This window comes from Embleya sp. NPDC050154 (genome assembly GCF_044460165.1).
Classification (GTDB): Bacteria; Actinomycetota; Actinomycetes; order Streptomycetales; family Streptomycetaceae; genus Embleya.
In genome coordinates this window covers 168672-190996 of the sequence record NZ_JBITJP010000007.1, presented here as the reverse complement: position 1 = coordinate 190996, position 22325 = coordinate 168672, and the positions used below count along the sequence as shown (strand labels likewise).

Here is a 22325-nt window from a genome sequence, read left to right as displayed (position 1 = left end):
CCGTCACCGGCTTCCGAATACCCGCGTGGCGGATTCTCTTCCTGCTTAAAACCGAACATGTGGGAATTAAAAGTGCCAACTTTTTATTTGCCGCAATCATTGTCCTTCGCGGATGAAATGCACACCCGCAAGGGCTTCGAAAGCATATGATTCGGGCAAAATATTTCCCCGGTCAAGATCCTTTCTTTCCCGGGACTTCGGGCCACCGGATCAGCGAAGCAGCGACAGAACGTCCGAATTTCGACGCTCCCGGGTCCACCGAGGACTGCCTTTAGGAAATGTGCTGCTTTGGAGACATGACAGCAGTCTCCGCTTGGTCCATGCTGTGACCCGCATGTCCGCGCCTCGGGAAGTGGGGACGCGGATCCTTTAGCCGTGCGCGCCTTTTTTGGCTACGCGCGCGGCCCTGGGTGGGTTTGTTCGGTCGCGGCGACGGAGTCGTTTCCAAGATCGCGGGAATAAGGGGGCGGCGCGTGTCGCAATTGGCTGGGCGTTTGCGATGGGCGGCCGGTCGGCCGCGAAAGCGGGTCGGTGCGGCGGTCGCTGCACTGGTGGCCGCGGCCCTGGGGGCCGGATCTTTGATTCTGTTGGACGAAGGCGGCGGCAATCCGCGCAGGGCGGCGGAGCCGGCGGCCGCGCCGGTGCGCGTCGACGAGAACGCCGCCCAGCGCCGCGCCCGCGAATCCGGGCAGCCCGTCACCGTGGAAACCACGCTGACGGCGACCGGGACGACGGTGGCCAACCCGGACGGGTCGTTCAGCCGCACCGAGCGCGTGCTCCCCATCCGGGTGAAGAACGGCGATGGCTGGGCGAACGTCGACCCCACCCTGCGGCGAACCGGCGCCGGGTACGCGACCACGGCCACCACGACCAAACTCGTGTTCGCGGCCGGAGGTTCGCCTGCCGCGCCCCGACCCGAACCGCGACCGGCGCCCCGCCGCCCCGCCGCGGCACCTGCGGCCGAAGGCGCACTGGCCGCGGGCGCGCCGGCCGACGGCAAGCCGGCGCACGACATCCAGTCCACCGGCGGCCCGCCTCGCGGGACTTCGTCCGGCGTGCCCCCAGCCGACGGGAACACACCTGCGACACCCCGGGAAACCGGGCCCACCCCGGGTGGACCGGCGACCGTTCCCCCAGTGGTGACAGCGTGGCCGACCGGACCGCTGGGCCCCATTCCCATCGATCCCTCCTGGGACCAAACCCCCCTGCCGGACGGCGCGTTGGTGCGGATGACCACCGGCGAGGGGCGCACCTTCACCGTTTCCTGGCCGAACGGACCGCTGCCCGCCGCACAGACGTCCGGGAACCGGGCGGTCTATCCGAATGTGCTGCCGGGTGTCGACCTCGTCCTGACCGCTCGGGACGGCGGCTTCTCGCAGGTCCTCGTGGTCAGGACACGGGACGCCGCCGCGCACCCGAAGCTCGCCGAGTTGGCGCTGCAACTATCCGCCGTCGACCTGGCGTTCAAGCACGACGAGTCCGGCGTCACGCGCGTCGTGGACGCCGCGGGCGGCGAAGTGGCCGCGTCCCCGACGCCGTTCATGTGGGACTCCGCCGGCCACGCACCGGACAGCCTGTGGAGTCAGCGCCAGACGTCCTTCGTCGCCGGATCCATGCCCGCTCCCCCGGACGCCCCCGAGCTCCCGGGTCTGCCGGCTCTGAACGGCCCCGAACCCGGCACCCACGAGGCGGTGGTCGGGTCGAGCCTGGAGGGCGATCGCCTGCGCCTGACGCCCGACCGGAAGCTGCTCGACAACCCGGACACGGTCTTCCCCGTGTTCGTGGACCCCTCGTTCTGGGGCCACTCGGCGGCCTGGACCCTGGCCTACAAGCCACACCCCGGCTCGTCGTTCTGGATGGGCGCGAACTACAACGGCGGCACCACGAACGCACGCGTCGGTCACGAGAACACCTCCGGCGGCACCGCGCGTTCGTACTTCCGCATGTCGTTCGACCCGAGCCTGCACGGGGCGAACATCTCCGCGGCGACGTTCCGGGCGCTGGAAGTGCACTCGTGGTCCTGCTCGGCACGGCCGGTGAGCCTGTACCTGACCGGGCCGATCAGTTCCTCGACCACCTGGAACAACCAACCCGGCCAGTACGACCAACAGCAGAGCGTCAACGTCGCCAAGGGCTACAGCGCGTCCTGCCCGGGCGACTGGGTCGGCTTCAACGCGCGGAACGCGGTCGACCAGGCCAAGAACAACGGCTGGGGCGACATCACCTTCAAACTCCAGGCGGACAGCGAGACCGACACCTACGGTTGGAAGAAGTTCGACGTCAACCCGAGTCTGGAAGTCGTCTACTGGCGCCCGCCGAATCCGCCGACCGACATCTCGATCTCGCCGGGCGGCGCCTGCCGGACCACCGAGCCGTACCCGGTCGTCGGCATGACGGATGTGACGATCAATGCGCGCGCCACCGACCCCGACGGCGACCTGCGCCGCATCTGGGTCACCGTCGACTCCAGCGCGGGCGGCGAGCGAGTGCTGTTCGGCTACCTCGATGTCGACGGGCAGGGCTGGATCCACCACCGCATCCCGATGGCCCGGCTCCAGGACGGCGCGACGTACTCGTTCCGGATGCAGGCCAACGACTGGACGGGAGCCGACTCGGACCCGAACGCCGTCGTGACATGCCACTTCAGGGTGGACAAAGCCGCCCCGAACCCGCCCTCGGTCACCTCGCCGCAGTACCGGGCCGGCAGCGACAACGCATGGCCCGAAGGCGCCGACTACGGCACCCCCGGGGACTTCACGTTCGCCGCCAACGGATCGAACGACACCACCGCGTACGCCTACAGCTTCGACACCAACCTGCTGGACACTCGCGTCGCCGCGCCGTCTCCGGGAGACAGCGTGACGATCAACCACACACCGGCACACGCCGGTCCGGTACAGCTGTATGTCAAGGCGCTCGACACCGGCGGCAACTGGTCGAGCCAGACCGTCTACACGTTCTTCGTCGAGCCGCGCGACGAGGTCGACGGGCCGATGGACTTCACCGGGGACCGCATCCCCGACCTGGCCGCGGTGGACCCGAATGGCAATCTGCGGATCCACCCGTCGTTCTCCGGCGGCCGGCTCAACCAGTCCATCGACGCGGTCAAGAACGACGACGGCAGCGGCAGCCCCGGCCGGTCCCAGGTGCCCGCGGGCCACTTCAAGGACGCGTTGACCACCTACCACGGCGACTGGTGGGGCGGTGACGGGTTCCAGGACCTGGTCGCGCGCATGCCGGACGGCAAACTGTGGATCTACCCCGGCAACGGCCGAGGCGGCGTCGACACCGAGGGGCGCATGGAACTCCTGTTGCCCGAGGGAGCGCCGGCGCCGCAGGACCTGACCCAGATTCTCACGATCGGCGACGCCACCGGAGACGGACTGCCCGACATGCTCGCCACGACCGCCGACGACCTGTGGGCTTTCGACGGCTACACCGGCGCGTCACTGCTGACCGCGCGCAAGGTCAAGGCCGGCGGCATGGGCGCGTACACCATCCACGGCGCGGGTGACATCACCGGCGACGGCACGTTCGACCTGCTGCTGCGTCAGAAGGCGGGCGACGGCAAGTTGATGCTTCGGCCCGGCAAGGCGCCCGCCGCCGGCACCGGTACCGATCTCGCGCGCCTCGGCGACTCCGGCGACGACACGGCGTACGGCGCCGGGGGCTGGCAGGCGTCCGCCATCGCCTGGATCACCGCGATCCCGGACGTCAACGCCGACGGCATCCCCGACCTGTGGGTCGGCGCCACCGACGGAAACCGCTACCTGTACCCGGGGGGCCGCACCGTGCACGGCCCTCGCAGCAACCTCGACGGTGACGCGTGGGACTACTGCGCGACGTTCCCGGGCGCGGCCGGCGGTACGCAGAAGCTGTGCGGACCGATCCTCGACAAGTACCTCGCGCTCGGCGGTCCCGGATGGGCACTGCCGTCCACGAGCACCACCGCCACCCCGGTCAAGCCCGGCAAGTACGTGCACTTCCGGTGGCCGGGCGGGAGCATCGACACAGCCTCGATCTACTGGAGCCCGGAGACCGGTGCCCACGAGATTCACGGCGGTATCCGGGGCGAATGGGAGGCGCGGAACTGGGAGAACAGTTACCTCGGGTTCCCGACGTCGGACGAGTACGACGTCTCGAACGGTCGGCGAAGCGATCTTCAGGGCGGCTACATCCGCTGGAACAAGGCCAACGGCTTCAGTACGGCCTACACCTACGGCGGTGAGACCCCGACGACGCACAACACGCTCGGAGGCGACTTCAACGGCGACGGCAAGGCCGACATCGCCACGATCGTCGACTACGTCAACTGCGCCGCGGGCCTGTGGACCCACGTGGGCAACGCGTCCGGCGGCTTCGAGGCCCCCTTCGAGTCGTGGACGAACCCCACGGGCTGGTGGTGCGTCGACTCCGCGAAATACGTGACGGGCGACTTCAACGCAGACGGCCGCGACGACATCGGCGCGCTGTACCGGTACGGCGACGGGCGAGTCGCGCTGCACACCAAGCTCGGGCGCCCGGACGGCGGGTTCGTCGACGGGCCGATGAGCTGGGAACAGGCGTCCGGTTTCGACTGGGATCGCACCACGTTGCTGGCCGGCGACGCGAACGGCGACCATCGCGACGAACTCCTCGCCGTGTACGGCTACGCCGACGGACGCATCGCCTACCTCACCTTCCCGTCGCGGGTCGACGGCGGATTCGACGCCCCGGTCAAGGGCTTCGAAATCGTCCACCCCGGCTGGTGGTGGTACGAGAGCGCGCGTTACACGGCGGGCGACTTCAACGGCGACGGGCGCACCGACATCGGCGCCGTCTACATGTACGACAACGGCGACGTGTCCGCCATGACCGCGCTCGCCAACCCGAACGGTACGTTCGCCGCCCCCACCGCGGGGTGGGGGGCTGCCGGCGCCGGCTGGAATCGGTCGGCCGTGCAGCTCACCGCGGGCGACGTCAACGGCGACGGGCGCGCCGAGATGGCAATGATGTACGGGCACCCCGTCGACAGGATGAGTCTCTACACCTTCACCACCGCACCGAACGGCCTGTTCGGCGCCCCGGTGATGAGCACCGACACGGGACCGAACAACTGGAACACCAACAACTCGGCCGCCTTGATGGGTGACGTCAACGGGGACGGGCGCGCGGACATGTACACCATCTACAACTACCGCTCGACCCGTTGGACGGCCTTCACCTTCCTCGGCCAACCGACCGCCGGGTTCGACAGCGGATCCGTCGGCTGGTCCGTGCCTTGGGGGAAGTGGTAACCGCGACGGCCGACCCATTTCCGTGCCCCCGGCCCGCTTCGCGCGGCCGGGGGCAAGGCCCTGTCGACGTCGAGGTACACGGGCACGGCGACGACGAGGGCGAAGACGGGCACGAGGCTCCGGAACACGACGGCGACCGCGGCGAGGATTGCTAGCCGCGATAAAGGTCCCGCGCCGTTCTGGATTCGGCGGCCCAGTGGTGCGCGTTCCAGGTCTCGGCGATCTCGGCGGCCCGGTCGAAGTGCTCGGTCGCCTCCTGCTCGCGGCCCAGGAAGCGGGCGAGTTCACCCAACGTGTGGGCGGGCGGACGGATCGCCAGGGACACTCCCGCGCAGCCCGGCGCGGCGTCGTGCAGGGGCGACAGGGTCGGGTAGAGCGCGGCGGCCTCGTCGTGTTCGGCCAGCGCGACCACCGCCGCCGCCCGGAAGGTGGACATCAGGGTGTCGAAGAAGTCCGCGCGGATCGGCTCGACGGACGCGCGCATCGCCCGGGCCTGTTCGATCCGGCCGTCGGCGGCCACCACGAGGGCGCACAGGTCGGCCAGGAACGGGCCGAAGCCGGCCAGGATCTCCGGTGCCTGCGGGGCCAGTTCGGCAAGTCGGCCCTGGCTGAGCCGAATCGTGGCCAGGGCCAGCCAACGCAACCCGAGCGCGTGCAGCGAACCCTGCGCGATCATCGACTCGGTGGCCCGGACGTAGCGTTCCTCGGCCTCCTCGAGGCGGCCCTCGACGTGTGCGAGGGCGGCGAGCGCGCACGCGCCGACGCCGATCGCCTCCGGCATGCGGTACGCGTCGGCGATCGCCACGCTCTCGTCCACCAACCGACGGGTGGTCTTCGGGTCGTTCAGGTCGGCGGCGGCGGTGGCCAGGCTGAATCGGGCGTACCAGCGGTGCGCCGGTAGGTCGAACGTGTCCGCGAGGCCCATCAGTTCGCCGGCCGACGCGGCTCGTGCCGGCGCGTCCGCGCGACCGGCCAGGTTGCCGATCAGGGTGGCCAGCGTAAGCGTGCGCAGATCGGGATCGCCCAGGTCGGCGGCCAGCGCGACGGCCTCCTTGGCCAGCACGCGCGGGTCCGGATCGATCCGCTCGCCGACCAGTTCCCCGGCGTAGCCGTTCAGCAGCCGGCACCGGGTCTCCGGGGCGAGGTCGGTCCGCGCGATCAGCCGGCGCAGCGCCGCCACCACGCCGAGGTCCAGCACCCCGTACGGCCGGCTCTGCCACGGCGTGGGCACCGTCCAGGCGGTGAACGCGGCGATCGTCAGGTCGTCGCGGTGCGCCGACTCGGCGGCGTCGAACGCCCGTTGCCGGGTCTGCCGGGCCGCCGCCACGTCGCCCGCGCGCACCTGCGCGCGCAGCAGCCGGCCGAACAGGTCGGCGCGCTGCGCGTCCCGGTCGCCCGGGGTGTCCGCCGGGATCCGGTCCAGGCACTCCAGCGCGCGGGTGAGCAGGGCGACCGCGGTGTCGTGGGCGAAGCGGCGCTCGGCCAACTCGGCCGCGGCGATGCCCGTCTCGACAGCCCGGGCGGCGGTGGCCGCCGTGGCGGCGCTGCCGTAGTGGTGGGCCAGCGCCGAGACGTCGCGGGTACCCAGGCGTTCCAGCGCGGCGGCGATCCGGGTGTGCATCCGGGTCCGGCGCAGCCCGCTCAGGTCCGCGGCCATCGTGTCCCGCACGAGCGCGTGCACGAACCGGATCCGGCCGGGGGCCGGTTCGGTGAGCAGGCCGGCGATCAGGCCGGCGTCCAGCGCGTCCACGACGCCGCCCTCGTCGACCTCGGCCGACTCCACCAGCACGTCCACGTCGACCTCGCGGCCCGCGACCGAGGCCAGGCGCAGGACGGCGACGGCGGGTTCGGGCAGCCGGGCCAGCCGGCGGCGCAGCACGTCGCGCACGCCCTCGGGCACGTCGGAGAGCGCGACCAGGGCGCCCTCGCTGTCCAGCAGGCGGGCGCTCTCCCGGACGTAGAACGGGTTGCCGCCGGTGCGTTCGGCCAGCGCGGTGATCGTCGCGGCGTCGACGGGGGTCTGTGACACGGCGTCCACGACCCGGGCCACGGCGGCCTCCGGCAGGCCGGCCAGCGCCAGGCGCACGGGTGAGCGGCGGGCCAGGCCGGCCAGCGTCTCGGTGAGGCGTCCGTCCACCTCGTCCGGGCGGTACGCGGCCACCACGAACAGCGGCGCGCCCGCGGCGTCGCCGTCGGCGCCGGCGGCGAGCAGGGCCAGGGTCTCGGCGTCGGCCCGATGCAGGTCGTCCAGCAGGATCGCCAACGGTTGCCGTCGGGCGGCGGCGGCCAGCCAGGACCAGACCGCGCGGTGCAACCGGAACCGGCCCGCCGAGGTGTCCTGCCCGGGGCCGTCGCCCTCGTCGTCGCCGAGCAGCGGGGCGAGCGCGGCGGCGGCCTCGGGCGGCGGCGGGACGATCGCGGCGATCGCGCGCAGCGCCTCCACCCACGCCCACGCGGGCGGCGCGCCGTCCACCTCGGGACAGCGCCCGGTGGCCACGAGCAGTCCGGCCTGTTCGAGTCCGGCGCCGAGCCGACCCAGCAGCGCGGACTTCCCGAGCCCGGCCTCGCCGGTGACCAGCGCGACGCGCAGGCCGGCCGACGCGACTTGATCGGCCTCGCCCAGGAGCGCGGCGAGTTCGCCGTCCCGGCCGACGAAGAGTTCACCGGTGACGCCGGAATGGGGGTCGACGCCGGGTCGCGGGTTCATGGCGGCGGCGATCGCGTCGGATGGCCGGCCTGCGGTCGGTGCGGCCGGATGGTCACCGGACGCGTCCTCGGCGCTGTGGGCGCTGTCGGCGCCGGTGACGGTGCGGTCGGCGCGGGCGCCCCGAGCGGGGTCCTCGACCTGGCTCCCGCTCCGGCCGCCCGCGGGATCGGCCGCGGGATCGGCCGCGGGATCGGCCGCACCGATCGCGGCGGGCCCGGCCTCGGGGCCGCTCGGTGCCCGGCCGACGCCCGGGCCCTCGACCGCCGCCTCCGCCCGCCCCGTCGCCGCGCGCAGGACGTGCATTCGTCGGCCCAGGATCGCCGCCTCGACCTCGGTGAGCGCGGGGCCCGGGTCCAGGCCGACGTCGGCCGCCAGTACCGCGCGGGCCCGGCGCAGGGTGGCCAGCGCGTCGGCCTGGCGGTTGCCCGCCCACAGCGCGAGGGCGTGCAGCCGCCAGGCCTCCTCGCGCAGCGGGGCGTCCCGGGTGAGTCGCTCGGCGTCCGCCGCCGCGGCTGCCGCGGCGCCCGATCGCAGCCCGGCGGCGATGTGCAACTCCCTTGCGTTCAGGTGCAGTTCGCTCAGTCGCGCGGCCTCGGCCAGGGCCCACGGCTCATCCGAGGCGGCGGCGAACGCCGGTCCGCGCCACAGCGCCAATGCCGTCTCGACCACGGTCCGGGCCTCGACCGGTGCGGCGTCGAGTCGCTCGCGTGCGGCCCGGAGCAGGCGTTCGAAGCGCCACGCGTCCACCGCGTCGTCCGGGAGCCGCAGCGCGTATCCGGGCGCCGCGCTGACCAGGACCGTGGCCGGCGCCCGCCGGGCCCGGCCCGGTTCGAGCAGGCGACGCAGGTTGGACACGTACGCCTGGAGCGAGGTGACGGCCTGCGCGGGCGGTTCGCCGCGCCACAGGTCCTCGATCATCCGGTCGATCGACACGACCCGTCCACGCGCGGCCACCAGGAGCGCGAGTACGGCACGCTGGCGCGGACCCCCCAGCGGGACGGTCACATCGTCCACGTCGGCCTCGAACGGGCCGAGCACGCGCAGGTACACCATTTCTCCCCCATCCCGGTCCCTCGGCACGTTCGGCGGCGGGCCGGGCGTCGAACAACCCCGCCGGACGGCTCCATGTTCCTTCCAGGATTCCTCCAAGACGGCCGGACCAGGCTATGGGCATGCCCAACGGCAACCGCGCCGAGGGCCCATCGAAGGGATCCACCATGACCGCCTCGCCCGTCGCCCCCGCGTCCGCCGGCTTCGACACCCGGGACATGGTGATCGTCCACCGCGGGCTGCGCCGCGAATCGCGCCTGCTGGTCGAGTTGGTCGGCGCCGTCGAGCCGGGCGACACCGCCCGGGCCAAGGTGCTCGCCGACCACTTCGACCTCTACCGGCTGGGCCTGCACGGCCACCACACCGGCGAGGACGAACTGCTGTGGCCGCCGCTGCTGGCCCGGGTCGACCTCGAGGCCGAACTGGTCCTGCGGATGGAGGCCCAGCACGAGCGGGTGGCCGGCTCGCTGACCGCCGCCGAGGAACTGGTCCGGGCGTGGGCGGCGAACCCCGGCGTCACCGAGCGGGACGCCCTGGTCGCGGCGCTCGCCGAGCACCGCGCGGCGTTGATCGAGCACCTCGACGAGGAGGAGTCCGAACTGCTCCCGCTCGCCCAGCGGCTGCTCACCGCAAGCGAGTGGCACGCGATGGGCGAGCACTTCGTCGAGACCACGCCCAAGCCGCAGATCCTGCTCCTGCTCGGCGTGGTGCTGGAGGACGCCGAGCCCGCGGAGCGGGCGACCATGCTCGGCGGGCTCCCGCTGCCGGCTCGGCTGATCTGGCACCTGGTCGGCCGCCGCATGTACGCGCGCACCGTCCGTCGGGTCCGCGGCTGAATCGGTGCGCGCCGCCGATACACCCGGACGGCGTGCCTGTACCGGCCGCCGGGCCTTGCTGCCCGGGCCGCCCGGCGCGCGGCCCGCGTGCGGCCTCGGGCGCGCGATCGCGGCCGATTGGGTTGGATGGGTCCCATGACCACCGCTCTCGCCCTTCACCCCGCCCTGACCCACCCCGAGTTGCTCGCCGACCCGGTGGCCGGCGCCCTGGCCGATTGGCCCGCCGAGTCCGCCGGGTTGGTCGAGGTCGCCGCGATCGACCCCGAACTGGCCGACACCGCCACGTTCTGCGCCCGCTACGACGTGGCCCCGGCCGACAGCGCGAACTGCGTGGTGATCGCGGCCAAGCGCGGCGGCACGGTCACCTACGCCGCGTGCCTGATCACCGCCACCACGCGAGCCGACGTGAACGGCCTGGTCCGTCGGCACCTGGACGCGCGCAAGGCGTCGTTCGCGCCCGTGGAGGCCGTACTGGCCGCGACCGGCATGGAGTACGGCGGGATCACCCCGATCGGCCTGCCCGCGGACTGGCCGATCCTGATCGACGCCGCCGTCGCCGCGCATCCGCGCGTCGTGGTCGGCTCCGGGATCCGCGGCTCCAAGCTGTGGGTGCCGGGCCGGCTGCTGGCCGACCTGCCGGGCGCGCAGGTCCTTCCCGACCTCGGTGTGCCCCTGGCCTGAGCGCCGGGTCGCCTGCCCGCACCGGGTCGGCGGGCAGGCGACCCCGACGTCAGCAGTGGTGCGTGAACAGGCTCAGTCCGACCCCCTCCGGCACCGGCACCGGCACCGTGTCGACCCTCGGGTAGACCGTTCGGCCCGCCTTGATCGTCTCCTCGATGACGATATCCAGGAGCGCCTCCCCCGGCACCGTCACCGGATTCGCGCTCAGGATCACCAGGTCGGCCAGCTTGCCCACTTCGATGCTGCCCTTCTCCGCCTCCTCGCCGTACTGGTAGGCCGCGTTGATCGTGATCGACTTCACCGCGTCCGCCCCGGACACGCACTGATGCTTGCCCAGGGTGATGCCGGATCGGGTCTTCCTGGTGACCTGACCGGACAGGATCGCGAGCGAACTCGGCCGGGCCACGGGTGCGTCGTGATGCGACGTGTAGACCATGCCCCGGGCCAGGGCCCATTGCGCGGGCGAGATGTCGACCGCGCGCGACTCGCCCAGCACGGTCTCGACGTACCAGTCGCCCCAGTAGAACGTGTGCATCGAGAAGAACGACGGGATGATGCCCAAGCGGCGGAACTCCCCGATCTGGTCCTCGCCCGCCGTCTGACAGTGGATGCCCGTCGTACGCCGATCGGCCGGCTCGGACTCCTCGGTCGCGATCCGCACACAGCGGATGAACTGGGCGATCGCCTCGTCGCCGTTCACATGCGCGATCACCTGCCAGCCGTGCGCGAAGCCGGCCCGGACCTGCTCCAGGGCGACCTCCTCCTCCAGCGTCGGGTAACCGCAGTAGTCGTCGCCCTCGTCCGCGGGCGGAGTCTTGTACGGCTCGCGCAACCAGGCCGTCCTGCCCTGCGGCGAGCCGTCCAGGTTGAGCTTGATCCCGGCGGCCCGGAGGCCGTTCACATACTCCCCGCTCGCGTCGACCAGGTGCGGGGTCTTGATCGCGTCGGCCGCCTTCACGTAGACGACGACGTCCAGGGGCAGCGGCTCGGCCGCCGCCAGTGCGCGCAGGTCCCCCAATACGGCCAGCTCGGCGGCACCTTCCTGCACCGTGGTGAAGCCGTAACTCGCCGCCGCCTTCAGGCCCTTGTCCAGGAACAGGGCCCGGTCACGCTCGTCGATGCCCATGATCGCGCGACCGGAGGCGGGAGTGAACGCGGTCTCCTCCAAGACCCCGTTCGGCTCGCCGAAGGGCAGCACCGACTCGTCGCCGCGCCGAATCACCCCGCCCTTCGGGTTCTCGGTGGCGGCGCTGTAGTTCAGCACCTCGAGCCCCTTGCTGTTCACCGCGCCCAGGTGGAAGGACTGGTGGATGGCCAGCACCGGACGCTCGATGGAGACCCTGTCCAGGTCCTCCCGGGTGGGGTGCGACTCGCCGTCGAGCAACGCGTCGTCGTAACCGAACCCGACGATCCACGCGGAGCGCCGGCCGACCTCGCTGTCGCCGAACTCGCGCAGCTTGCGCACGATCGTCTCGATGTCACCGACATCGCCGTCCGGTTCGCCGAGCAGGTCGGCGACGGTCTCCTGGAGGCCGGTGCCGACCACGTGGCCGTGCGGATCGATGAATCCGGGGAGCAGCGCCCGGCCGTCCAGGTCACGCACTTCCGTCGTCGTGCCCCGCCATCGCGCGAGTGCCTCGTCGAGACCACCGACGAAGACGATGCGGCCGTCCTTGACGGCGACCGCCTCCGGCCGCGCACCGTCCTCCGCCACGACCCTCTTGGGACCGGGCCCGTCCGCCACCGTCTCGATTTCGCCGCCGTGGAAGATCACATCGGCCTCGCCGGAACCCGTCCCGGCACCCTCACGTCCTTCGGACATCACCACTCACCCTCACCTTCATCCCTCGCCGCCTCGTGTCGCTACGAAGTCTGTCGGCGACACACCGTAACAACGAAGAAGAATTCCGGACATCCTTCCCTCACCACGCACACCGAACAGCCCACGCCGCGGGCGCGAGGGTGGCGGGCGAAGGGGTGGCGCGGGTCGAGGGGCAATGGGGCCGTGGAGCGAGGGTGGGGACGCGGGGCGTCGGAGTGGGGCGCGTCAGTGGGTTGGGGTGGGGCCTCGGTTGGCTTGGAGGAGTTGGGCCAGGCCCTGGCGGGTTGTCGCCAGGACCACTCGGTCGGTGGGGCGTAGCAGGTATCCCGGGTGGAGCTCCCACTGGAGGTCGCGCTGTGGGGCCGCGTCCCGGCCGAGGTCGGCGCGGCGTTCCGCCGGATCGGCCACGTCCAGCGCGAGCACCCGCCACAGTCCGGCCCGAAACGCTTCCGCGACCGTCTGCCCCTGCAACTCCGGATGACCGGCCACGTCGATCGCCGCGAACAGCAACACCTCGCGCTCCACCGGGATCGCGCCCAGGATCTGCCGCCCCATCACGGCCCCCGCGAAGGCCGGCGCGGACAACGAGGAGACGCTGCGGCTGCGGGTCAGCGCGTTCGGGTAGGACTCGCGCAGCGTGCGGTTCACCATCTTGGCGAAGTCGTCGTCGAACAGCCGCATCGCCACCCGCAGTTCGGGATCGACCTCGCGGGCGTACAGGGCCGCCTCGAGGTTGATCGCGTCGTTGCTGGTCAGCGCGAGCAGCACCCGGCTGGTGCCGATGTGCGCGGCCTCCAGCACGCCTTCGCGGGTGACGTCGCCGATCACCACCGGCACCCGACGCGCGTGCGCGGTCGCGATGCCCAGCGCCTGCGGGTCGCGCTCCACACACACCACCGGGATGCCCAGGTCGCACAGCCGATCCAGCACGCGCGTACCGATCTTGCCCAGGCCCAGCAGCACCACATGGTTGGCGATCGCGCGCGGCGGCGGGCGCTGGGTGGTCGCGGTGCGGAACGTGCCCAGGCTCTCCAGCACCACCGCGAACAGCACCGGCATCAGGGCCATCCCGGCGAGCCCGGACAACACCTGCAAAACCTGCCGACCGGTGCCCTCGCCGATCGCCGGATCGCCCATCCCGAACACGTCCAGGATCGAGCGGTAGGCGGCGCGCAGCGGCGGATCCCCGGTGACCCACCAGGTCAGGCCCGCGAACACGAAGAGCAGTGTGACCAGGCCGAAGATCGCGTACCGCAGCCGGGGCGGGAACAGCGTGGCCACCGGCAGTCCCTGGGGCAGCCGGGGCCGGTTGACCGGTGCGCCGCCCTCCTCCAGGGTGATCGTCTCCAGCACGGTCCGCCCCCGCGTCCGTCCCGCCGCGGCTACCGTGCCGTCGTCCGGCAGCAACTCCGGGCTGCCGCCCACCCCGTCGGAGGCGAGCGCGAGCGTGTACAGGTACGGCGCGGGGTCACGCTCGTCGGCGGGCCGCTCGGCCGCCCGCAACAGCAGCCCGTCCGCCTGAACGACCTTGCCCGCGCCGGAGATCGCCGCCGCGACCAGGGCCGGGGTGGCGGTGTCCGCGTCGGAGAGCACGGTCGTGGTCACGTCCCGGGCCGAGAGGTCCCCGATCCGGGCCACGACCGCGCGGTCGAGCAGTTCCTCCAGGTGTCGGCCGAGCTTGCGGTTGTACAGCCGCACCACGAGTCGAATGTTCGGGTTGATCCGCCGGGCCCGTAACGCCGCGTGGATGTTGGCCCGGTCGTCCCGGTAGACCAGGGCGAGCGCCATCGCGCCCGACACGCCCGCCGAGCGCAACGCGTCGTCGTCCGGCTCGGCCGCCTCCACCACCGACACCGACAACCCCCCGCCGCGCGCGAGGTCGTCGATCTGCGGGCCGTGGTTGCGGTGCACCGAGGGCAGCAGCACGGTCACGTGCTCGCCGTAGACGTGCGCGAGTTCGTAGGACAGCCGTTGCGCGAGCGCGTCGTCGCCGCACACCACGAGGTGGCCGGCCCGAGGCGGAGGAGTCAGGTGATGCGCGGGAGTCGACACACCCCCACCCTGCCTCCCGATCCCTCCCCCGTCAGCCCCTTTCCGCACCACCGAACACATCGAACACATCGAACACATCGAACGGTCGCGCGCACACGAACACGCCTCGCACGCCGATCACATCGAAAGGAGCGCGTACAACGAACAAGCCGAGAAGACCGAGCACGACCGATGACGGCCGGACCCGGCCCACCCCGTCAGGTCCCCGTGGTGTCCGAGATCAGCAGATCCAGCACGCCCGGCAGACCCCCGGCCACGAATGCCTCACGCTGCCGATCGGCCCCCGTACCCTGCAGGATCAGTCGGTCCACGAGCGAGAACACCTGGGCGGTGTCCCCGAATTCGTCCAGCACCGGGGTCACGTGCTCGAGCAGCTCGCAGACCAGGTCCCCCGCCTGGATCCGGCGGGCCGTACCCGCCGGTCCCACCGGCCCGAACAGATCGCCCTCCAATCCGTCCCGAGCCGCCAACCAACACGCGGCCCGCAGCAGTTCCGGCTCCGGTGCGGCATACGGCGCCTTCTCGTCGTGCTGGTGCAGCGCGGTCACCACCAGCGCCCGCACCAGACCCGCGAGCATCACCGCGTCGTCCGCCCGCAACTGCACGTCCGGGCATCGGATCTCGACGGTCGGGAACCGCTCGGAAAGCCGCACCTGCCAGTACACCTGACCCCGGTCGAGCATCACGCCCACCGCGAGCAGCGCGTCCACCCGCCGTTCGTACTCCTCCAGGTCGGCGAACAGCGGCGGTTGCCCCTCCACCGGCCAGCGCGCGTAATGGATCGTGCGCCAGCTCGCGAAACCGGTGTCCAGCCCCTGCCACAGCGGTGAGTTGGCGCCCATCGCGACCAACACCGGCAACCACGGCCGGATCCGGTTGACCACTTGCACGCCGGTCTCCCGATCGGGCACCGCCACATGCACGTGCATCCCGTGGATGAGCTGCACGTCGGCCAATCGCCGGGCGTTCGCCCGGATCGCCAGGTAGCGCGGATGCTCGCTCACCTCCATCAGCTTCCCGTCACCGGCGGGCGCGGTCCCGCAGGCGACCATCCGGCAGCCGATCCGCTCGGCCGCGGCCGACAGCTCGCGGCGCATCCGGGACAGATGCCCGTTTATCTCGTCGAGCGAGGAGCACACCGGCGTCGCCACCTCCAACTGCGGCTTCAGTAATTCCGGCTGCACGTCGCCGAGGTCGATCCCGGGCCGCAGGCTCGCCTCGGCCCGGACCCGCTCGGCCGCCGGTACCGGCAGTCCGCTGACCGGGTCCACGAGCAGGTACTCCTCCTCGACACCCAGAGTGGTCATCACCGAACCGTCCTTTCGAGCGGGCGAACCCGCCGGGCAGGGCCTCCACCTGGACATGACCATCCGTAGCCGGTGCACGTCACGACCCGTGCCCGCACCCTGAGGCCCCGGGACGACCCCGGACCCCACCAGGTGCGACATCGCGACCCGCGACGCGCTCGACCATGATCCGGACAGGCCGTACTACTTGGGAGGACTCGATCGGTTGTACCCGTAATCACCGCAGGTCGACACGTCGACCCGAATGCGCGTCCGAACCAATCGCCACCGCGGCGGGGCCGGCGCGCCCGATGTCCGCGCGTTGTGATGGGGTGGAACCCGAAAGTGGGACAGGCGAGTGCGGGGGCGAGTGGTGGCACGGGTACAGATCACGAACAAGGCCGTTCTGGTCGGATTGTTGTTCGAGGGAGCGGCTGTCGGCGACCTCGGGCGGGTCCGCCATCGGATCGGCGACGACGTGGTCGGCGCGCTGCTGGGCGATCCGAAACTCGCTCCGAGTCTGCGTTCGCTCGCCGCGCGGGACCCCGACCCGTGGGTGCGCCGCGCCCTCGCGCACAACGTGGCGGTGCTCACCGCGGTGGATCTGGCCGCGCTGCTGGAGCAGCCGGACCCGGTCGTGGACAGGATCGTGTACGCGCACCCCGAGGCCGGCGCGTGGATGCGCCGGATCGTGCTCGCGCCCGGCCGGCATGCCGGCACCCCGCACCCGCTGACCGCGCTGCACGAGGAGTTGCTCGCGCTGCCCGCCGAGGGCGAGTCGCCGCGCCGACTGGGCGCCGCGGTGGTCGCCGATCGACCGGATCTGGTCGCGCACGCGCTGCGGGCGTGTGCCGGGGGCCTGACCGCCGCCGAGGAACTGCGCGGCCTGCTGTCGCTGAGCCGGCACGGCGGCACCGACCTGCTCGCCGAGGCGTCGCGCCATGTGCGGCCCGAAGTGGCCGCGACCGCCCTGGCGGTCGGTGAAGTGGTCACCGCGCGTCCCGAACTGGCCGACGCGGTGGCCGAGGCCGAGGGCAGTGCCGGGCTGATCGCCGAACTGCGCGCCGGCCTGCCGCCGTTGACATGGCGTCGGGAGATCGACTGGGTCGCCGTGCGCGACGAGCAGCGCCGCGAACCGCTGCCCGAGGCGATCGCCGCGCTGCTGGCCGCCGACCCGGACTGCCCCGACGACCTGCTCGTCGCGCTGTACACCGCACACCCGACGGTGGTGGGCCCGGTCGCCCGGCCGACGCTCGCGGTGTTGCGCGCGGCGATCGGCACCCCCAAACACCCGGCCCTGGCCCGGATCGCCGCGCTCACCCGCGACCTGGCCGAACCCGCCGACCTGGCCCGAGTGGTGCACGAGGTGACCCCGGCCCGAACCGCCGTCGCCACCCTGGTCGAACTGCCCGAATGCGCCGAGCTGCGCGACCTGTTGCACCGGCACCTGGGCGCCCACGCCGACCGCTGGACCACGCTGCGGGCCGTACTGCCGCGCCGACGCGAAGCGTTGCCCGCCCTGTTGGCCGGCATCGAGGCGGGCACCGTGACCGCGCCGCCGGAGCCGGCCGGCGGCCCGCCGCCGACGCTGACCAAGCCCTACCGGCACCTGCTCACCGCGGCCGACCCCGACGACCTGCGCGCCCTGCTGCCCGACCTGCCCGACTCGCTGGTGCGCGATCTGCTCTCCAGCGGCTCGCTCCCGCGACATGTGCACGAGGCGGCGATCACCTCGACCGACCCACGCGTGTGGGAGGCGATCGCCCGCAACGTCGGCCTGGACATCCGCGAACTGGCCCGGCTGGTGGCCAAACAGGTCCCGGCCGTGGACGCCGCCGCCTACCTGAGCCTGCGCTCGACGCCATCGCTGCGCCGCACCATCGCCACCCGCACGCCGTTGGCCCCCGGCCTGCGCGCCGAACTGCTCGCCCACGGCGACCGTCGCACCCTGTTGCCGCTGGTGGCCAGTGGTGATCCCGAACTCGCGGCCCGCGCACTGTGGTTCGGCTGCCGCAAGATCGCCCAGCAGTACGCCTACGTCAAGGTCTGGGAACGGCACGGCCCGGCCGGCGTACGCACTTTGCTGGACAGCAGCGGCACCGGCACCGCGGCGCAGATCCGCAAGCGGGTGGAGGCCGCGCTCAAAGCCGAGGACGGCCTGACCGACCTGCGCGAGAGCGGCGAACCGTACGAGGACCCGGCCACGCTGCCGCACCGCTTGCAGACCCGCACCAGTCGCACCACCGTGCGCGACCTGGTGCACGAGCCGTACGCGCACGACTTCGCGCTGTTGATGGCGGCCGAGCGGGAGGAGCCGTTCGCCTACGAGGCCGTCGACGATCTGATCCGCCACGAGGACGCCACCGACGAGGACCGCGCGCGGCTGCGCCTGGTGCTGATCAACGCGCAACGCAACTACGCGCGCCGGACGAACGACACCCTGCCGGAGGAATGGCTGCGCACCGAGCCGTTCGACGGGAACGAGAACTGGGTGAACGAGGCGGTGGAGTACGACCTGCTCGATCCCGCCCGCCTGATCGACGTGGCCCATCCGGCGCAGGCGGTGGTGACGGCCGCGCGCCGGGTGAACCCGACGACCGTGCTGGCCCCGATGCGGGCCCGGCTGGCCGAGCTGACCCGGGAGCATCTCGCGGGCCACACCGAGGCGTTGGCCATCGCGGTCGGTCTGATCGACGGCTTCAACGCGTCGCTCGCCGAGTTGGTCACCGTGGCCGGTCAGGCCGCCGGTCCGCGGCCGGGAGCCGAGGAGTTGGCCCGGGCGGACGCCGCCACGCTGGCCGCCGCGCGGCGCGACGCGGCCGAGACGGCGAACAGCACACCGGTGCCCGCCACCGCGCCGGCATCGACCACCAGGCGTGGCGGCACGATCCGGGCCGCCGATCCCGATCGCAGGTCCCGGCTGGTCGCGGCGCACTTCCTGCGCGACGTCGCGGCCGGTTTGGATCCCGTGCCCGTCCCGGTGCCGGTGCCGGAGGATCCGGCCGTGCTCGCGGCGCTGGCCTCGGTGTCGACGGTCGACGCGCCGGGCTACGAGTACCCGAGTTGGCTCTACGAGGCGTGTTTCGGCAGCGACTCGGTGCAACCGCGGGTGGCCCTGGGACGCCGGGTGTTCGACGAGTCGGTCGCCAACGACCTGATCGACCTCGGCGAGCCCGAGGTGCTGAAGTCGATGGCCGAGAACAAGGGCCTGGAGGAGCCGACGAAGGACCGCGTCACCGCGCTCCTGGCCGGTAACCCCGCCGAGCGCCCCGAGCAGTACCCGACCAGGGACACCTGGCCGGGCCCGACCAAGCCGAGTTCGTACCTGCGCTGGATCCGCGAGTACTACGACGAGACGCGTGGCGGCGGCGACTTCCTGGCCGAGGGCGCGTATCGGCACGGCATCGTCGGCCCCACCGACGTGCTCGGCGTGCTCCCCACCCAGGCCCTGACCCCGCTGCCCAGGAAGTGGCGCGCGCTGACCTTGGCCGGTCCGCTGAACCGGGCAATCGAGGCGCTGGTCGCCGAGCGACTGGGCGTGGACCCGGAGCGGTGGTTGCGCGCGCTCGTCGCGATGGACACCGCGGGGGATCTCCCGTTGCCCGAAGTCCTGGACGAGAAATCGGAGTCCGCTCCCGACGAGACGTTCGAGTGGGGGCGGCTCGAGTCGCCGATCACCGTCGAGTTCGACACGGTGCGTCGGAGCGCCCATCGGGTGCGCCGCGCTTGGCGGTGGCCGGCCGGCAACCTGCTCCTGCGCGCGTCCGCCGAGGCGCTCGCGGTGCTGCTGCCGCGGCTGGGCGAGCACGCCTACCCCACGCTGTGGGCCTACGCGGACTACGTCGAGCACCGCGCGCCCGCGCTCGACGAATACCCCTTCATCACCCAGGATCGAACCGCGCTGCGGATCCTGGCCACGCACAGTCGCGACAGCGCGATCCGGGCTCGGCTCACGCGCCTGGACGACCCGGTGCTGAACGCCGACCTGTACGGCTCACCGCTGGTCCGCGGCAACGTCGTGGTGCGCCGCGCGGTGCTCTCCCGCGTGCCGCAGGGGCGTTCGGCTGTCGGGTCGCCGGCTGTGCTGCCGCTGGATCCGGAGCTGCGCGAACGACTCCTGGCCGACGACAAGGCGACCGCGTCGGTGTTGCCGGCGCTGCGGTTGCGGGTCGAGGCGGCCGACCCCGAGGTGATCGAGCACACGCTGCGCCGACTGGGCAAGAAGGCCGCGCTGCTGGACCGACTCCTGGGCGTGCGGGGTCTGTTGCGGTACGGCGGCGCGAATCGTGTCGGCGAACTGGTCGAACAGGGCGTGCTCGGCGCGACCGCCGGCCGGATGGTGGCCAAGGCCCTGGCGGCGGCCGATCCCGACGCGGCGCTCACCGAGCGGATCGACCGCGAACGCGCCGGCGACAAGCTGGTCGCCAAGCTGCGCAGGTGCACGCGGGGCTCCGAGACGGACGAGGTGCTCGACCTGCCGTACCTGCGCGACTGGGATCTGATCGTGGCCGAGCACGAGCGGGAACCGTTCCCGGCGGACGTGCTGAACCGGCTCGTGATCCAACCGGACTCGCCCGCACGGCTGCTCGAACTCGGGCCCGTGCACTTCCGGATCGCCCGCACGGCCGCGACACTGGACGCGGAGCACGCGCGTGCCTCGGTCGCCTTCGGCCGGGAACTGCTCGGCGACACCGCGTGGCACATCCACCTGGACCTCCTGGTCACCACCGGCCTGCTGACCGGCCACGACCTGGTCCACCGCGCCCGCGGCGCGGCCTCCGTGCTGCGCTGGATCGCCGAGGCGGCCATCCGGATCGAGGCCGATCCCGCGCTCCGCGCCGCCGCCGACGAGGCCCGCACCGAGATCGCCGCCCTGATCGGGACCCACCTGGGCGGCGACACGACCAAGTGGTCCCGCGCCTTCGCCGCCCTCGCCGGCTGCGATCCCACCTGGAGCCCGGAGGCCCCCGGCTCGACGATCACGGCCCTGCTGACCCGCTGACCGGACGACGACGCACCCGAACGAGTCTCGGCCCGAAGCACCGGACGGACACCCACTCCGTCCCGACCGGCGCTCCGGGCCGGGGTTCGGAGCCGGGGCTCGGGTCCGCTCGGCGGCGACGGCGGGACCGAGCCGACCCCGCCGTCGCCGGGACGTGGGCCCGAACCGATCAGTCGGCCCGGACGGCCCCATCGCCCGATCGCCCGATCGGCCCGGTCCGCGCTCACGGCGGGCGAAAAGCCGCGTCGAGAACCCCCGAGACCCGCCCCGGGCGAGGCCGATCGGCCGGACCCGCTTGCGTGTCCTCGAACCCGTGCGCCAGCCTCGGGAGATGCCCTCGGATACCCGTGTCCACGACATCGTCCTGTTCGGCGCGACCGGGTTCACCGGCGAACTGACCGCCGCCTACCTGGCCCGCGCCGCCCCGCCCACGACCCGCTGGGCCCTGGCGGGCCGCGACGCGCGGAAGTTGCGCGCGCTCCGGGACCGCCTCGCCGTGATCGACCCGCGCCACGCCGACCTCCCCCTGCTGTGCGTGCGCGCCGACGACACCGCCGCCCTGGCCGAACTCGCCGCCTCGACCCGCGTGGTGGCCACCACCGTCGGGCCCTACCTCCGGCACGGCGGCCCGCTCGTCGCCGCGTGTGCGGCGGCCGGCACCGACTACGTCGACCTGTGCGGCGAGGCGGAGTTCGTCGACCGGGTCTACCTGGACCAGCACGCCACCGCGGTCGCGACCGGGGCGCGACTCGTGCACGCGTGCGGCTTCGACTCGATCCCGCACGACCTGGGCGTGCTGTACACCGTGGGCCTGCTGCCCCGGGACGTACCGATCCGGGTGGACGGCTTCGTCCGGGCGAGCGGCACCTTCTCCGGCGGCACCTTCCACTCCGCGATGAACGCGTTCACCCGACTCCGCGAGGCCGACCGCGCGCACCGGGCCCGCCGCGCCGCCGAGCCCGCGCCGCTCGGCCGCCGGGTCCGGATCGGCACCGGCCCGCCCCGGCTGGACCGCACCACCGGGATGTGGGCGATCCCGCTGCCCACGATCGACCCGCACGTGGTGGTCCGCTCCGCCGCCGCGCTGCCCGACTACGGCCCCGACTTCGGCTACCGGCACTACGCGGCCGTCAAGCACCTCCCGGTCGCGCTGGCCGGCGCCGTCGGCCTGGGCACCCTGGTCGGCCTGGCCCGGATCGGCCCGGTCCGCGAACGCCTGCTCGCCCGCCGCGCGGCCGGCACCGGCCCCTCCGCCGCCGCCCGCGACAGGTCCTGGTTCCGGGTGCTGTTCGTCGCCGACGCGGGCGACCGCCGGCTGATCACCGAGGTGGCCGGCGGCGACCCCGGCTACACCGAGACCGCCAAGATGTTGGCCGAGTCCGCGCTGTCCCTGGCCCACGACCGACTCCCGGAGACCGCGGGCCAGACGACGCCGGCCGCCGCCCTCGGCGACGCCCTGATCACCCGGCTGCGCTCCGCCGGCATCTCCTTCCGCGTGCTCCGCGACGAGAAGCGCCCCTGACCGGCGCCGCCCGCCCGCCGCCGATCGGTCGTGCCGCCGGCGGGCGGCACCGACACGCCCCTGGGCCGTCCGGGGGACCGTGTGTGTAGCC

The 22325-nt window shown here is 72.8% G+C and carries 9 protein-coding genes; 5 read left to right on the top strand and 4 right to left on the bottom strand.

Annotation, left to right across the window (positions count from 1 at the left end):
• The first annotated feature begins 587 nt into the window (after positions 1 to 587).
• Positions 588 to 5276, top strand: coding sequence for an FG-GAP-like repeat-containing protein (locus ACIBSV_RS17315; protein ID WP_395863756.1), 4689 nt, complete (start codon positions 588 to 590; stop codon positions 5274 to 5276).
• A gap of 151 nt (positions 5277 to 5427) precedes the next feature.
• Here the strand turns inward: ACIBSV_RS17315 and ACIBSV_RS17310 are convergent, their stop codons facing one another.
• Positions 5428 to 9036, bottom strand: coding sequence for a BTAD domain-containing putative transcriptional regulator (locus ACIBSV_RS17310; protein ID WP_395863754.1), 3609 nt, complete (start codon positions 9034 to 9036; stop codon positions 5428 to 5430).
• A gap of 164 nt (positions 9037 to 9200) precedes the next feature.
• On the opposite strand from ACIBSV_RS17310, the gene ACIBSV_RS17305 reads away from it, so the two are divergent.
• Positions 9201 to 9869 carry a hemerythrin domain-containing protein gene (locus ACIBSV_RS17305; RefSeq protein WP_395863752.1) on the top strand — a complete coding sequence of 223 codons (669 nt, stop codon included), beginning with the start codon at positions 9201 to 9203 and terminating at the stop codon, positions 9867 to 9869.
• Between the two features lie 135 nt (positions 9870 to 10004).
• A complete protein-coding gene (locus ACIBSV_RS17300; RefSeq protein WP_395863750.1) occupies positions 10005 to 10550 on the top strand; it encodes a YbaK/EbsC family protein in 546 nt (181 codons plus the stop codon).
• A 49-nt stretch (positions 10551 to 10599) separates the two neighbouring features.
• Here the strand turns inward: ACIBSV_RS17300 and ACIBSV_RS17295 are convergent, their stop codons facing one another.
• From ACIBSV_RS17295 to ACIBSV_RS17285, 3 genes are all read right to left on the bottom strand, one after another.
• Positions 10600 to 12372: an amidohydrolase gene (locus ACIBSV_RS17295; RefSeq protein WP_395863748.1), complete on the bottom strand. Its 1773-nt coding sequence runs from the start codon at positions 12370 to 12372 to the stop codon at positions 10600 to 10602.
• A 225-nt stretch (positions 12373 to 12597) separates the two neighbouring features.
• Positions 12598 to 14484: an NAD-binding protein gene (locus ACIBSV_RS17290; RefSeq protein ID WP_395863746.1), complete on the bottom strand. Its 1887-nt coding sequence runs from the start codon at positions 14482 to 14484 to the stop codon at positions 12598 to 12600.
• 137 nt (positions 14485 to 14621) lie between these two features.
• Entirely contained in the window at positions 14622 to 15731 is a 1110-nt protein-coding gene (locus ACIBSV_RS17285; protein WP_395863744.1) for a glutamate--cysteine ligase, read from the bottom strand.
• A 352-nt stretch (positions 15732 to 16083) separates the two neighbouring features.
• Between ACIBSV_RS17285 and ACIBSV_RS17280 the strand changes: the two genes are divergently transcribed.
• On the top strand, positions 16084 to 20712 hold the full coding sequence (locus ACIBSV_RS17280; RefSeq protein ID WP_395863742.1) for a hypothetical protein: 4629 nt from the start codon (positions 16084 to 16086) through the stop codon (positions 20710 to 20712).
• Between the two features lie 331 nt (positions 20713 to 21043).
• On the top strand, positions 21044 to 22234 hold the full coding sequence (locus ACIBSV_RS17275) for a saccharopine dehydrogenase family protein (RefSeq protein WP_395863740.1): 1191 nt from the start codon (positions 21044 to 21046) through the stop codon (positions 22232 to 22234).
• Positions 22235 to 22325: the final 91 nt, after the last annotated feature.